This window comes from Corynebacterium sp. H130 (genome assembly GCF_037572395.1).
Taxonomy (GTDB): domain Bacteria; phylum Actinomycetota; class Actinomycetes; order Mycobacteriales; family Mycobacteriaceae; genus Corynebacterium.
Map to the genome: position 1 here is coordinate 282,022 of NZ_JBBHLA010000004.1, position 13,025 is coordinate 295,046.

13 protein-coding genes are annotated in these 13,025 nt (G+C 59.6%); all 13 read left to right on the forward strand.

What is annotated here, in order from left to right; translation table 11 throughout:
* Nucleotides 1-67 precede the first annotated feature (67 nt).
* The 13 genes from WG939_RS09465 (at nt 68) to WG939_RS09525 (ending at nt 12,987) form a co-directional block, all read left to right on the forward strand.
* On the forward strand, nt 68-1,894 hold the full coding sequence (locus WG939_RS09465; protein ID WP_339985088.1) for an AMP-dependent synthetase/ligase: 1,827 nt from the start codon (nt 68-70) through the stop codon (nt 1,892-1,894).
* A gap of 105 nt (nt 1,895-1,999) precedes the next feature.
* Nucleotides 2,000-2,671, forward strand: coding sequence for a hypothetical protein (locus tag WG939_RS09470; protein WP_339985091.1), 672 nt, complete (start codon nt 2,000-2,002; stop codon nt 2,669-2,671).
* Nucleotides 2,668-3,774, forward strand: a complete 1,107-nt coding sequence (gene hemW / locus WG939_RS09475) for a radical SAM family heme chaperone HemW (RefSeq protein ID WP_339985093.1) — start codon at nt 2,668-2,670, stop codon at nt 3,772-3,774. Before WG939_RS09470 ends, hemW begins: the two co-directional genes overlap by 4 nt.
* A gap of 10 nt (nt 3,775-3,784) precedes the next feature.
* On the forward strand, nt 3,785-4,789 hold the full coding sequence (gene hrcA / locus WG939_RS09480) for a heat-inducible transcriptional repressor HrcA (RefSeq protein WP_339985095.1): 1,005 nt from the start codon (nt 3,785-3,787) through the stop codon (nt 4,787-4,789).
* Between the two features lie 15 nt (nt 4,790-4,804).
* Nucleotides 4,805-5,929 carry a molecular chaperone DnaJ gene (gene dnaJ, locus WG939_RS09485; RefSeq protein WP_339985097.1) on the forward strand — a complete coding sequence of 375 codons (1,125 nt, stop codon included), beginning with the start codon at nt 4,805-4,807 and terminating at the stop codon, nt 5,927-5,929.
* A complete protein-coding gene (locus WG939_RS09490) occupies nt 5,926-6,681 on the forward strand; it encodes a 16S rRNA (uracil(1498)-N(3))-methyltransferase (protein ID WP_339985099.1) in 756 nt (251 codons plus the stop codon). Before dnaJ ends, WG939_RS09490 begins: the two co-directional genes overlap by 4 nt.
* Before the next feature lie 39 nt (nt 6,682-6,720).
* Nucleotides 6,721-7,695, forward strand: a complete 975-nt coding sequence (locus tag WG939_RS09495) for a PhoH family protein (RefSeq protein ID WP_339985101.1) — start codon at nt 6,721-6,723, stop codon at nt 7,693-7,695.
* Nucleotides 7,692-8,237: an rRNA maturation RNase YbeY gene (gene ybeY, locus WG939_RS09500; protein WP_339985103.1), complete on the forward strand. Its 546-nt coding sequence runs from the start codon at nt 7,692-7,694 to the stop codon at nt 8,235-8,237. Before WG939_RS09495 ends, ybeY begins: the two co-directional genes overlap by 4 nt.
* On the forward strand, nt 8,228-9,532 hold the full coding sequence (locus WG939_RS09505) for a hemolysin family protein (protein ID WP_445227899.1): 1,305 nt from the start codon (nt 8,228-8,230) through the stop codon (nt 9,530-9,532). The genes ybeY and WG939_RS09505 overlap by 10 nt, the downstream gene beginning before the upstream one ends.
* Nucleotides 9,529-10,446 (forward strand): GTPase Era, encoded by a 918-nt coding sequence (gene era, locus WG939_RS09510; protein WP_339985105.1) that lies wholly within the window; start codon nt 9,529-9,531, stop codon nt 10,444-10,446. The genes WG939_RS09505 and era overlap by 4 nt, the downstream gene beginning before the upstream one ends.
* A complete protein-coding gene (gene recO, locus WG939_RS09515; RefSeq protein ID WP_339985107.1) occupies nt 10,447-11,184 on the forward strand; it encodes a DNA repair protein RecO in 738 nt (245 codons plus the stop codon).
* Nucleotide 11,185: 1 nt separating this feature from the next.
* Nucleotides 11,186-11,920 carry an isoprenyl transferase gene (locus tag WG939_RS09520; RefSeq protein WP_339985246.1) on the forward strand — a complete coding sequence of 245 codons (735 nt, stop codon included), beginning with the start codon at nt 11,186-11,188 and terminating at the stop codon, nt 11,918-11,920.
* Nucleotides 11,917-12,987: a VIT1/CCC1 transporter family protein gene (locus WG939_RS09525; RefSeq protein WP_339985248.1), complete on the forward strand. Its 1,071-nt coding sequence runs from the start codon at nt 11,917-11,919 to the stop codon at nt 12,985-12,987. The genes WG939_RS09520 and WG939_RS09525 overlap by 4 nt, the downstream gene beginning before the upstream one ends.
* Nucleotides 12,988-13,025: the final 38 nt, after the last annotated feature.

The window sequence follows — 13,025 nt, forward strand, 5'->3', positions numbered from 1 at the left end:
CGTGTGCCCGCTGTTGGAGCTGAAAGTGTACCGTGAACATGAACGAACCCTCAGGAAAAGGACAAGCATGCAAGAGTACGAGACCCCAGCCGGTTACGCTTTGGACCCGGATGATACGGTCCTCAAGCTTCTGTTCGCGCAGGTGAAAGCGCGTCCGCATGGCGTCATGTTTACCCGCCCGCAAAACTACGAGTGGGTCAACGTCACTGCGAAGGAGTTTCGGGACGAAGTTATTGAGGTAGCCAAAGGACTCATCGCGAATGGGGTACAGGCGGGGGATCGTGTCGTCCTGCTGTCTGAAACTCGTTACGAGTGGTCCCTCCTCGATTACGCCATCTGGGCAGCCGGCGCGGCCTCCGTACCGATTTATGGTTCTTCCTCGCAATCGCAGGTTCAATGGATTATTGAGGACTCCGGTGCGGTATTTGCCGTCACCGAGAGCCGCGAGCACACCGAACTGATGGAGCACCTCACGCTTCAGGAAGACGGCACTCCTCGCCTCCAGGGTTCCCCAACGAAGCTTCGCCGTATTCTGGAAATCAATGCATCTGCCATTGACACCCTGAAGTTTGAAGGCCGTGGCATCAGCGACGAGGAAGTCCTCGAACGGGCAAACGCAACCGTCGGTTCTGACCTGGCATCCCTGGTGTATACCTCTGGCACCACCGGCCGCCCAAAGGGCTGTTACCTCACCCACACCAACTGGGTTACTGAAGTCCGCGGATTGCTGTCCCACCCGATTGGCGGAATCGCAGTCCCTGGCACCCGCGTGCTCACCTTCCTGCCAATGGCGCACGTCCTGGCCCGCGCAGTGTCCCTCGCGGTTGCCGTCGGTGGTGCCACCCAATCCCACTGGTCCGATTTCAGTTCCCTGACCGTTGAATTCCAGCGCTCTCGTCCGAACTTGATCCTCGGTGTGCCTCGCGTTTTTGAAAAGGTGCGCAATGGCGCCGCCACAAAGGCAGCCGACAAGAGTCCTATTTCCGGCGCGATTTTCCTCGAAGCGGAAAAGGTTGCGATCGAGTACTCCAAGTCCCTCGATGCCGATGGACCATCCCGGTCCTTGAAGCTCAAACACAAGATGTTTGATCGCCTGGTCTACAGCAAGATTCGCGCCGCCATGGGCGATGAAGTCAAGTACTGCATCTCCGGTGGCTCCGCCATCAGCCATGATCTGCTGCACTTCTACCGTGGCCTGGGCGTCCCAATCTACGAAGGCTACGGGCTCACGGAAACCACGGCCGCAGCGGCCGTCGATTTCAAGCCACAGCGCATCGGCACGGTTGGTCGCCCGGTGGGAGGCATGGCCGCAAAGATCAATGAAGACGGCGAGATCCTGCTCAAGGGTTCCATGCTCTGCAACGGCTACTGGAACAACCCAGAGGCAACCGCTGCAGCAATCCAGGACGGCTGGTTCAACACCGGCGACCTGGGTGAAATCACCGAGGACGGCTACCTGATCATCTCGGGCCGTAAGAAGGATCTCATCGTCACCGCAGGTGGCAAGAACGTCTCCCCAGGACCGTTGGAAGATCTGCTGCGCTCCCACCCAATGATCAGCCAGGCGCTTGTTGTTGGCGACGGCAAGCCTTTCATCGGCGCCCTCATTACGCTGGACGAGGACGCGTTCCGCCGTTGGAAACTCGTGCACAACCTGCCAGAAAAGGCTACCGTCACCGAGCTTGCCATGAACCCACAGCTCCGGGCAGATATCCAGGACGCGATCAACAACGCCAACGCTACTGTTTCCCACACCGAGGCAATCAAGAAGTTCTACATTCTTGACCGCGACCTCAGTGAGGAAGCCGACGAGCTCACCCCAACGATGAAGGTAAAGCGCAACGTGGTGACGCGTCGATTTGCCAAGGAAATCGCTCACATTTACACCCGCTAAAGACATTCTCGGCGGGGCATAACGATTTTGCCCCGCAAGGTGTCTATGGTTGGCGTAGTTACCTCAACTACCCCACACCAACGATGAGCGAAGGAGCTTAAAGACGTGCAAGTTTTTGACGCCACCCTGCGCCATCGCGAATTGACCCAAGAGGTCTATGACATTGGGGACGAGGTTGTTGAGTACATCGAGCATCTCATGGAAGCTATCGCTGATTGGGATGTTGAGCTGGTGGAGGACTGCCTCGCCGAGTTCACTGAAATCGTCGAAGAAGCACGGGGCGACTCCCGCCGGGTCGTAGCTGAGCTAGCAGGCCTGCGCCAAGCGCTGACCTCCGGATTGCGTTCCGGTACCGTGAGCGTTCGTGCAAAGCGCGCAACAGGGGCCGACACTCCGGATGCCCTGACCGTTGCCGGAATCATCGCAGCGATTCCGCTGGAAGCACCAGCGCTTATTCGCGACATGACCAGCGCCATGAACGAACGCACCCAAGCCGTTCTCGACTGCCTGGAAAAGGTCAACGAGTGGATCCTGAATCAGACCGCCGTTGTTGCCGATGACCTGGACTCCCTCAGCCTTCCCGTGCTGTACTCCCGCGCGCAGCGCATCGTGAACACCACGATCGAAACATGGCAGGAAACCGTCGCTCAGCAGCACCCTGAGTACGTGCGCACCATGCGCGGATCCAATCCGCCGCGCTTCTTGCTGGAACGCGCGCGTATCGACGCGATCGTGGCCAAGGTTGCTGCCAAGCGTGCCAAGGGTCGGGCTTCGTGACCTTCGGGCTCTACCTGCACGTCCCGTTTTGCGCCTCTCGCTGCGGTTACTGCGATTTCAACACATACACACCCGGCGAACTCGGTATGGGGCCTGCCGCCTACCAAGACGCAATTGAGGTCGAGCTGGCACTGGCTGCTGCGCAGGCGCCTCGCCAGGTAGACACCATTTTTGTTGGTGGAGGCACTCCTTCAATGCTGGGAGGTGAGGGGTTAACCCGGCTGCTCAAAGCGGTGCGCGACAACTTCGATGTGAAACCGGACGCGGAAATCACTACCGAATCCAATCCGGAAAGCACCAGCCCCGAGTTCTTTGCTGAGCTCAAGGAAGCTGGTTTCACCCGCATTTCCTTAGGCATGCAAAGCGCCGCACCTCACGTGCTGCAGATTCTGGAGCGAAAGCACACCCCTGGACGCGCAGTAGAAGCCGCCAAGGAAGCCCGCGCAGCAGGGTTTGAGCACGTCAACCTGGACATGATTTACGGCACCCCGTCCGAAACCGATGACGACGTGCGCCGCACCGTGGAGGCGATCCTCAGCGCCGATGTGGACCACGTCAGCGCCTACTCGCTCATCGTCGAGGACGGCACTGCTATGGCCCGCAAGGTGCGCAAAGGTGAACTTCCGGCGCCCGACGAGGACGTGCTTGCCGACCGCTACGCCATTATCGATTCCATGCTCGAAGGCTTCGACTGGTACGAAGTGTCCAACTGGGCCAAGCCGGGTGGCGAGTGCCAGCACAACCTCGGCTATTGGCGTGACGGCGATTGGTGGGGTGCAGGCCCAGGCGCACATTCGCACATCGGTGGCACCAGGTTCTTCAACGTCAAGCATCCGCGTCGCTACAACGAGCCCCTCGCAAAGGGACAACTGCCGATTCAGGAACGGGAAGTCCTGACTGAAGAGGACAAGCACATTGAGCGCGTCATGCTCGGACTTCGCCTCAAAGAGGGAATCCCTGCGGGCTGGGTGGATGCTCCGGAGGTCGTCGAGAAGCACGTGCGCGCGGGGCTGCTCACGGCAGGGGAGAGGCTCGCGGTCACCGACGCCGGGCGCCTGCTTGCCGACGGCATCATTGCCGACCTTCTCGCTGCGGAGGGCTAAACTGGTCGGCATGGCTTCCTCAACGAAAGCACGAAGGCAAAAGGTTCTCAATGCCATCGTTGCGGATTACATTGCATCGCAAGAACCGGTCGGTTCCAAGGCGCTGGTGGAACGACACCAGCTCCAGGTGTCCTCGGCGACGATCCGCAATGATATGGCCGCGTTGGAAGCGGAGGGGCTGATCGCGCAGCAACATGCCAGCTCCGGGCGTATTCCAACGGAAAAGGGTTACCGCATGTTCGTGGATTCGATCCACGACATCAAGCCACTGTCCATGGCGGAACGCACCGCGATTTTGAACTTCCTCGAGCGTGGCGTTGACCTGGAGGACGTCCTGCGTCGTTCTGTGCAATTGTTGGCGCAGCTAACCAGGCAGGCCGCCGTGATTCAGCTGCCGTCGCTTCGGACCTCTCGGGTCAAGCATTGCGAGGTGGTGGCGCTCACCCCAACCAGATTGTTGCTGGTGATGATCACCGACTTGGGGCGTGTAGAGCAGCGCAACGTGGAACTCATGCGTCCGATCGAGGACGTTTCTACGCTGCGCGCGCTGCTGAACAACGCGCTCGCGGACAAGACGATGGAAGACGCCAGCGTGGCGCTTGCCGATCTGGTCGAACACACGCCAAGTGAGCTGCGTGATGAGATGCTGCGCTGCGCGACCGTGCTCATTGAGACTTTGGTGGAGGCGCCATCGGACCGCCTCATCTTGGCAGGCACCTCAAACCTTTCTCGAATTTCGCCGCTTAGTACCTCCGTATTGGAAGCGTTGGAAGAGCAAGTAGTAGTTTTGAAACTGCTATCGCATGTGCAAGAAGGCGAAGTCAACGTCAGCATCGGCGCTGAACACCAGGAGCAGGGACTGCATTCTGCTTCGATTGTGTCCACTGGATACGGTGACGAGGACGCAACGTTTGGTGCGCTCGGGGTGGTTGGGCCGACGTATATGGACTACACCGGAACTATTTCGAAGGTGTCAGCCGTTGCACAATATGTCAGCAGAGTGCTTAAGAGTTAGAGAAAGGTTTTGTGAATGGCGCGCGACTATTACGGCATTCTTGGAGTCGACAAGGGGGCGACCGACTCGGAAATCAAGAAGGCGTACCGTCGTCTGGCCCGCAAGTACCACCCGGATGTCAACGACACCGAGGAAGCAGCCGAGAAGTTCCGCGAAATTTCCCTCGCCAATGAGGTTCTGACCGACCCAGAAAAGCGTCGCATCGTGGACATGGGTGGCGACCCGATGGAACAGTCCGCGGGTGGCTTCGGCGGTGGCCCAGCCGGTGGCTTCGGCGACATCTTCGAAGCTTTCTTCGGTGGTGGCGGCCAGCGCGGACCGCGTTCCCGCGTGCAACCAGGTGCTGATGCCCTGCTGCGTACCCGCATCACCTTGGAAGATGCCTACAAGGGTATGAAGAAGGACATCACCGTCGACACCGCTATTGTCTGTGACGCCTGCAGCGGATCCGGCAGCAAATCCGGCGCCAAGCCAGTTACCTGTGGCCACTGCCACGGCCAGGGCTCGATTCAGGAAGTGCAGCGCAGCTTCCTCGGCAACGTCATGACCACTCGCCCGTGCCACGTGTGCCAGGGCACCGGTGAAATCATCCAGGATCCATGCGAGAAGTGCTCCGGCGACGGTCGCGTGAAGGCACGCAAGGATCTCACGGTCAATATCCCAGCTGGTATCGCCGATGGCATGCGCATCCGCATGGCTGGCCGCGGTGAGGTCGGCCCTGGCGGCGGACCTGCTGGCGACCTGTATGTTGAGATCTCCGTGGCACCGCACCCAACGTTTATCCGCGAGGGCGACAACCTCCACGTCACCGCCAAGGTCCCGATGCTCGATGCAGCACTGGGCACCGAGCTAACCCTCGATTCCCTGGATGGATCCCCGATCACCATCACCGTCCCTGCTGGTTCCCAGCCAGGACAGCAGCTGCACCTGTCCGGTGCGGGCATGCCAGTGCTGCGAGCCGAGTCCGCCCACGGCGACCTCATCGCTCACGTGGATGTTCAGATCCCAACCTCCCTGGATAACCACACCCGCGAGGTGCTGGAGAAGCTGCGCAACCACCGTGGCGATTCCGCAGAGATCCACAGCGAAGAGGCGGACGATTCCGTCTTCGGCCGACTGAAGAACCGCTTCCGCCGATGAGCCTGCCTACCTTCGTCTACGACCTCGACACCGTCCTCGCCGGCGGTCGCCCCGAGCTGCCTGAAACAACCGGTGTCCTGGACGGGGCCGAAGGTAAGCATGCCGCCACCGTCAAGCGGATCGAGGTCGGTGAGCGCATGCTGCTTATCGACGGCCACGGCTCCGGCATCGAAGTGACCGCGACCGCGACCTCAAAGAGCGCGGTGACCTTTAGCGTCGATAAGCGCGTGTCCTTCCCTGCACGACCTGCGGTGACCATCGTGCAGGCGTTGCCAAAATCGGAGCGCTCGGAGTTGGCGGTCGATTTGATGACGCAAGGTGGCGTCGATGTGATTGTGCCGTGGCAGGCCTCGCGCTCGATTGCGAAGTGGGGAGCGAAGGCGGAAAAGGCAGTGGCTAAGTGGCGGTCGATGGCGGTTTCCGCATCGAAGCAGTCCCGAAGGATGTACATTCCGGAAGTGACGGAGCTTGCGACGACGCAGCAGGTCATCGAGTTGATTGCGGAGCATACCGGGCGAGGCGGGCTCGCCGTCATGCTGCACGAAGAAGCCGCGGTTGCCTTTACCTCCCTGGATTTTGGGGAGCAGGAAGTACTATTCGTGGTCGGCCCGGAAGGCGGCCTCGCGCCCGATGAGGTCGCGGCATTTGGTGAGGCCGGTGCTGTAACTGCATTGCTAGGCCCGGAAGTGCTACGCACGGCGAGTGCTGGGCTTGTGGCACTAGCAGCGCATGGGGCGCTTGCGCGTTGGTAAAGTGTGACCCAATAGCTGACAGCAAAGAAAAGGCATAACTTGGCGATTTACAAGCGCGAGGACATCATCACCCAGAATTACGTGTTGGATGAAACCCATGCGAGCACAGTGCTGGGCATAGCTGATGACAACCTGCGAGTGTTGGAAAACCTCATTCCAGCGGACATTTTCGTGCGCGGGACCGAAGTGACTCTCACTGGGCCTGATTACGAAGTTGCTCGGATGAAGAAGGTGCTGGACGAGCTGCAGGCTATCGCCCGCCGTGGTCATGTGATCAGCACGGATACAGTGAAGAACGCGGTGAAGATCGTCACCCAAGAAGCTCCGAAATCGGTGCGCGAGGTGCTCGCTGCCGACATCATTGCGCGCAAGGGCAAAGTCATTCGTCCTAAGACGCTGGGCCAGAAAGACTACGTTGACGCCATCGACCAAAACACCATCGTTTTTGGCCTGGGACCCGCAGGTTCCGGTAAGACGTACTTGGCGATGGCCAAGGCCGTCCAAGCGCTGCACTCCCGCCAGGTTAGCCGCATTATTTTGACCCGCCCGGCCGTGGAAGCAGGCGAGAAGCTCGGCTTCCTGCCAGGCACGCTGAACGAGAAGATCGACCCGTACCTGCGTCCGCTGCACGACGCACTTCGCGACATGGTCGATCCGGAGATCATTCCGAAGCTCATGGAATCGGGCATCGTGGAGGTCGCCCCGCTGGCCTACATGCGTGGCCGCACGCTGAGCGATTCCTTCGTCATTCTTGATGAAGCCCAGAACACCACGCCAGCGCAAATGAAGATGTTCCTGACCCGTCTTGGATTCGGTTCGAAGATGGTAGTCACCGGCGATATCACGCAGGTAGACCTGCCGGGTGGTCAAAAGTCCGGTCTGCGCGTGGTGCGCGACATTCTGCGTAATGTGGAAGACGTCCATTTCGCGGAACTGACCAGTGAAGACGTCGTCCGCCATGCGCTGGTGGGACGTATTGTGGACGCATACGACAAGTACGAGGAGCAACTGTGAGCATCGAGGTTTTCAACGAATCCGGCTACGACGGCGTCAATGAGGAAATGCTCATCGACGTTGCCTCCTACGCCCTCACCCGCATGGACATCCACTCCGCTGCGGAGATGAGCCTGCACATCGTCGACCTGGACACCATCGCAGACCTGCACGTGCGCTGGCTGGACCTCGAAGGCCCAACTGATGTCATGAGCTTCCCAATGGACGAGCTCACCCCAGGTGGCGGACGTCCAGACGCGGCAGCCCTCGGTCCAGCCATGCTCGGCGACATCGTGCTGTGCCCAGAGTTCGCCGAAAAGCAAGCGGCGAAGGCTGGCCACGACCTCGGACACGAACTCTGCCTGCTCACCGTGCATGGCTGCTTGCACCTGCTGGGCTACGATCACGTCACCCCAGCTGAAGAGCAAGAAATGTTCGCGCTGCAAAATGAACTTCTGGCGGACTGGTACGAAGACGTCGAAAAGCGCGGCGTTAAATACCAGCCAAAGCCGAGCGGCTCTGGGGCGTTCCCCAGCGCTGCAGATAGGGAGCAATTAGGGTGATTCAGAGCGCTGCTCTGTTAGTGTCGGCGCTCGTTATTTCGGGCGCCCTCACCACGGTGGAATCGGCAGTCGCCAGCATCTCGCGCGCCCGCGTCGAGGAGCTGGTGAAGGACGAACGCCCCGGCGCCGAAGCGCTGCTGAAGGTGGTGTCCAAGCGCGCCGAACACATCAACTTGTTGGTGCTGCTCCGCACGCTTCTCGATGCCGTCGCCGCCGTATTCACGGTCTCGCTGTGCATCGAGATTATCGATTCCCGCCCACTCGCGATCACCGTGGCCGTGGTGGCGCTGACGCTCGTCACCTTCGCGGTAATCGGTGTGTTCTCGCGTACCGCTGGCCGGCAGAACCCGTACACGGTGTCGCTGAATTCGGCGCTGATCCTCAATTCGATGTCTTACGTTTTGGGGCCGATTCCGAAACTGCTGATTTGGCTGGGCAATCGCCTCGCCCCGGGGTCGGGCTTTCGTGACGGCCCATACGCGACCGAAATTGAACTGCGCGAGATGGTCGACATTGCGCAGGAGCACGGAATCGTGGAGGTCGAAGAGCGACGCATGATTCAAAATGTGTTCGATCTCGCGGGTACCTCTGCGCGCTCAGTCATGGTGCCGCGCCCGGAGATGATCTGGATTGAACGCGATAAGACAGCAGGTCAGGCGACGGCTTTGTGCGTGCGATCTGGGCATTCCCGCATTCCGGTGATTGGCGAAAATGTCGATGACATCGTCGGCATCATCTATCTGAAGGACCTGGTACAGAAGACGTACCACCTGCCGGATGGCGGCAAGTCGGTTCGGGTAGATGAGATTATGCGTGGCGCTACCTTTGTGCCCGATTCCAAGCCTCTCGATAGCTTGTTGCATGACATGCAGTTGCACCGCAACCACATCGCGATGCTGGTGGACGAATACGGTGGCATTGCTGGCCTGATTTCCATTGAGGACATCCTGGAGGAGATCGTGGGTGAGATTGCGGATGAGTACGACCACACAGAAATCGCCCCAGTTGAGAAGCTAGGGGAGCGCGAATTCCGGGTTGTCTCCAGGCTGTCGCTGGATGATCTCGCGCAGCTGATGGACGAGGAGTTAGACCTTGACCTGGACTTTGAGGAATACGCCGAGCAGGTTGATACCGTTGGCGGCCTGATTGCTTACGAGCTCGGCCGGGTGCCACTTCCAGGTGCGCAAGTCGAGGTCGAAGGACTGAAATTCACCACTGAGGGCAGCCGGGATCGTCGCGGGCGAATGCGTGTGACATCGGCGATTGTCGAAGTGGTTGATACACTCGAGGCATGACAGAACTTGGTTTTACCGAAGATGGCTTCCGTTCCGGCTTCGTCAGTTTTGTGGGCCGGCCAAACACCGGTAAATCCACACTGACCAATGCATTGGTGGGCGAGAAGATCGCCATCACCGCCAATCAACCAGAGACCACCCGCCACCCGATTCGTGGCTTGGTGCATCGGCCAAACGCGCAGATCATCGTGGTTGACACACCAGGTTTGCACCGCCCGCGCACGCTGCTGGGTGAGCGCCTTAATGAGATGGTCAAGGAGACCTACACTGACGTAGACCTCATCTGCCTCGTCATTCCGGCTGACGAAAAGATCGGACCTGGCGATCGCTGGATCCTCGACGCGGTGAAGAACTCTGCGCCGAAGACCAAGCTCATGGGCGTGGTGACCAAGATCGACAAGGTCTCCCGCGATGAGGTCGGCGCCCAGCTCATGGCGCTCCACGAACTGCTGGAAGGCGCCGAAGTCGTTCCAGTATCTGCGAAAAAGGAAGAACAGCTTGACGTGCTCGTCGACGTTATTTCTTCCCAGCTTCCCGAGGGACCGAAGTTCTACCCAGACGATCACATCACTGACGACGACACCGAAAAACGCATGTCCGAGCTCATCCGCGAAGCTGCGCTCTCTGGCCTCAAGGATGAACTACCGCACTCTGTGGCGGTGGAAATCGATGAAATCCTGCCGAGCGAGGAGCGCGAAGGCGTCCTTGATGTCCACGCCGTGATTTACGTGGAACGACCAGGTCAGAAGACGATCCTCATGGGTAAGGACAATCGTCGATTCGGACGCATCATCCACAACTCCCGCCAAGAAATCATCAAGCTGCTGGGACAAAACGTATTTCTCGACCTGCGCATCAAGGTGCTGAAAGATTGGCAGTCCGATCCGAAGGCCCTGGGGCGCCTCGGCTTCTAAATGCAGTCCTACCGTGCCCGCGCCCTCGTGGTGCGCACCTATGACTTCAGTGAAGCCGACCGAGTGGTGGTGCTGCTGACTTCGCGTGGGGTGGTCAGGGCCGTCGCAAAGGGCGTGCGGCGGTCCAAGTCGCGCTTCGGCTCGCGCGTGCAGCCGTTTGTGCTTCTCGACGTGCACCTCTACCCAGGCAGAAACCTCGACACCATCACCGCCGCGGACACGGTGGAATTTTTTGGTGCGGGCATCATCGAAAGCTATGAGCATTACACCGCGGCCAGCGCTGTCATGGAAGCTGCCGAAAACCTCAGCCTGTACGAGGGCGAGCTGTTTGATCTCACGGTGGCGGCGTTGCGCCGAATGCAGCACAGCCCGTATCCAACCGCGGTACTGGACGCTTTTCTACTGAAAGCCATGGAGATCGCAGGCTGGGCCCCAAGCCTCTTTGACTGCGCCCACTGTGGTGCGCCCGGGCCACACGAGGCTTTTCACCCCGCGGCCGGCGGTGCGCTGTGTGAAAACTGCCACCTCTCGGGTTGCGCCACACCACCGACTGAGGGGCTTCGCTTGATGTGGTGGCTCGCCAACGATGCGTGGGATGCAGTGGATGCAGCCTCTTCAAGCAGCGAGTTCACTGATCTGCTAAGCACCGCCCATCAACTCACCAAAGCGCACCTACAGTGGCACCTGGAACGCAAAGTGAAAGCGCTAAACTTCGTGGACTCAGGTTGGAGCCAGTAGGATAGTCAGAGTGACTGCACCAAACATTCCACTCGAGTTTCGCCCGAAGCACATCGCACTAGTGATGGACGGAAACGGCCGTTGGGCCGAGCAACGAGGAATGAAGCGCACCGAAGGGCACAAGCGCGGAGAAGCAGTGCTCATGGACGTCATTGACGCCTGCTTGGAATTGGATATTCCTTACCTTTCCGCTTACGCATTCTCCACGGAGAACTGGCGTCGTTCCGCAGACGAGGTCCGCTTCCTCATGGGCTTCAACCGGGACGTGCTTCGCCGTCAACGTGACGTCTTGAACGAAAAGGGTGTGCGCGTGCGCTGGGCAGGTCGTCGCCCACGCCTGTGGCGCTCGGTGATCAAGGAGCTGGAGGCAGCCGAAGAGCTCACCAAGAACAACACGCGCATGACCTTGGCAATGTGTGTGAACTACGGTGGCCGCGCTGAGATCGTCGATGCCGCGCGAGAAATTGCGAGGCGCGCAGCTGCGGGTGAGCTACGCCCGGATGATATTTCAGAAAAGAACTTCGGACAGTTCCTGGACGAACCAGACATGCCCGACGTCGACCTCTTCCTGCGCCCTTCCGGTGAAAAGCGCACGTCGAACTTCCTGTTGTGGCAGTCGGCGTACGCGGAAATGGTCTACCAAGACAAGCTGTTCCCCGACTTCACCCCACAAGACCTCTACGACGCAGTGCTGGAATACGCCAAGCGCGATCGTCGCTTCGGGGGAGTGAAATAGCGGTGCCTTCCAAGCAGCAAGTCAAACGTTGGCAGCGTTATCTTGCTAACGAACGGGCTGAGGCTGCGGTCTATCGCAAGCTCGCCGACCGCAAGGAAGGCGAAGAACGTGAAATCCTGCTCTCCCTTGCAGACGCGGAATCCCGCCACCAAGCTCACTGGGAAAAGCTCCTGGGTGAGGATGCGATGCGGAAGATCCGGCCGGATCTGTCCACACACATTCACGGCTTCCTGGCCACCCATTTCGGCTCAGTGTTCGCGCTGGCTCTGATGCAGGCTGCGGAATCGCGCAGCCCGTATGAACGCGACGAGGACGCAACCGACCAAATGTCTGCGGACGAACGCATTCACGCGGAAGTCGTCCGCGGGCTTGCCGAGCGCGGCCGCGAACAAATGTCCGGCAACTTCCGAGCTGCTGTGTTCGGTATGAACGACGGCCTCGTGTCCAATCTGGCCCTCGTGCTGGGCATCGTCGGGTCCGGTGTCTCCAACCACTTCGTACTGCTCACCGGCATGTCCGGATTGCTTGCCGGCGCGTTGTCGATGGGCGCTGGCGAATACGTGTCTGTGTCGTCGCAACGCGAGCTTCTCGACGCCTCAAAGCCCAATCCCGATGCGGCCACAGCGATCCCCGCTTTGGACGTTGACGCGAATGAATTGGCCCTGGTCTACCGGGCTAGGGGAATGTCGATTGATGAGGCTGAGCACAAAGCCCAGCTCGTGATTCGCTCCATTCATCATCCTTCGAGCAACAGCGCATTGGAAGCGGGCGGAGACAAGTCCGAGGTGGTGGGTAGCGGAATGGCGGCCGCTGTGTCGTCGTTCTTGTTCTTCGCTTCTGGAGCCTTGATTCCGATCATTCCATTCCTCTTCGGCCTTTCCACTGCGGTAGCTGCGACGATAGCGTGCGTACTGGTGGGGCTGGCCTTGATGATGACCGGTGGCGTTGTTGGTGTGCTCTCTGGTGCATCGCCACTGCTCCGTGCACTTCGCCAGGTTGCCATTGGTCTGGGTGCCGCAGCAATCACCTATGGCCTTGGCTGGGCGTTCGGCGTTTCTGTGGCGTAAAAAAAAGGGGCAAGACGAACGATCGTCTTACCCCTCTT